Annotated in this window: 1 protein-coding gene and 1 pseudogene; one reads left to right on the top strand and one right to left on the bottom strand. The window is 40.0% G+C overall.

Going from position 1 to position 1,784, the window contains the following annotated elements:
• Positions 1–793, bottom strand: a 793-nt coding sequence (locus L8106_RS29075) for an Ig-like domain-containing protein (RefSeq protein WP_009788169.1), incomplete at its 3' end; no start/stop codon positions are given.
• A 620-nt stretch (positions 794–1,413) separates the two neighbouring features.
• Here L8106_RS29075 and L8106_RS29070 point away from each other — a divergent pair.
• Positions 1,414–1,784: pseudogene (locus tag L8106_RS29070) on the top strand (glycogen debranching enzyme); the annotation flags it as partial.

The following is a 1,784-nucleotide window of genomic DNA, read 5'->3' as shown; positions in this document are numbered from 1 at the left end:
TCGAGATTATCGAATTGACCGTGGGGTTATAGCTGATGTACCGTGTGTTGATGCTAACTTGACCTTTGGTGTTCGTACCATCAACCATACTGACGTTGAGACTATCACCGTCTGGGTCGCTATCGTTAGTCAGGACGTTAATATTGATAGCTGTATCTTCGTCGGTGCTGTCTGTATCGTTTGTAGCTGTAGGTGCTTGGTTAACTGGGTTCGGGTTTGTTACCGTTCCAGAATCTAGTGTAATCACCCGCAGAGGATCAACGGCCGATTGACTGGTAAATGTAACTTCTAAAATATTGTTATTGGCTCCCGAGATTTTGACAGTATCTTCAGGAAGTCCACTGTTTGGCCCTTCTAGGGTATTCCCATCTTGTATTACTCTAGCCCGATAGCCAACCAATTCGTCATTATTATTGAGAGTTTGCTCCGAGCTTGCATTACCAAACAACTCATCATCCGCCATGAAGCCAATAATCGGATTGTCAAAAGTGAAGGTAGCCGTAAATGTTTGCCGGCTGCCTGTGTCATTTTTCATATAAATGAAATGACTGTCAACAACAGTACCGGCTGCAATCGTTCCTAAATTATTGAGATCGTCCCAATCTTGGGGATTGCTGATTTCGATGTCTTGTGAGAGGATGATATCTTGAGCTTCATTAAAAAACTGTAAGCGATTGGCAGCAGGTGCCCACCAGCTTGAATATTTATAGGCAGAGCCGCCCGTTTCATCATCTAACCAAAAATCATCAATGTCAATTTGTTTTGCTTGTCCTGTAAAACTAAGAATTGCCATAAAAATCTCCTAAAACCGAGGTGAGTTGTAATCTGTAAAAACACGGCTATAAATTCTTCTATCACAAAGTAATCTATATTGAGTCTAAATAGATAGGGGCTTGTGTAAAGATCTAGTTAAAAGTATGTAAATTTTTTGTAAACTAAATTTGATTCGAGGAGATCTAGTTAATACAGAATGTGACTCGATAAACCCGCAATATTTGTTTGATCACAGGCAAAAAGACGGGTATTGGAAAAGAATTGATCAGGATCAATTGTGTTCGATTGCCTGATCTAGTCATTCTGAGCAACTAAAAAATCTCATTAGTTAATAGCAAAACTCAAAGGATTGGGCTTCTTTTACGGTTCCCAATCCTTGAATTTAACTTCAATTTCATCTCAAATGAACAACGACTAGAAAGAACTAGCGTTGATTAGATTGGACTTTAATTTTGTCCGATCACTTACAGGTGTTATACAGTTATACCTAAACTGTCAGGAACTCAAAAGTCAATTCGCTGTAATGCTGACTCTATCTAGCTGATCGCGTTTTCTCGCCCCCGTTAGTGCATAAGCTTCCTGTTTTGAGACATATGTCACTGTAGATAACCCAATTGCAGATTAGTCAGTGGTGATGAATTGGGACGCACTCAAGAGGGAAATAATAATGCTTATTGTCAGGATAATGAATTATCTTGGCTAGATTGGAATTTGCAAAATAGTAATGCAGATTTATTAGATTTTACCCGTCAATTGATTCATTTCCGTCGTCGTCATCCGGTGTTTCGTCGTCGCCGTTGGTTCCAAGGACAGGCCATTCATGGATCAGCCGTCAGTGATATTGGTTGGTACAATTCAGATGGTGGTCAAATGACAGAAGAACAGTGGAGTATGGGGTTTGCGAGAGCGATCGCTGTTTTTTTTAATGGTGAAGAAATTCCCGAAGTTGGCTATAAAGGTGAGCCAGTGATGGATGAGAGTTTTATGCTCTTTTTTAATGCTCACTATGA

The organism is Lyngbya sp. PCC 8106, assembly GCF_000169095.1.
GTDB lineage: Bacteria > Cyanobacteriota > Cyanobacteriia > Cyanobacteriales > Microcoleaceae > Capilliphycus.
The sequence above is the reverse complement of the archived record's forward strand: the minus strand, read 5'-3'. Positions and strand labels throughout refer to the sequence as shown.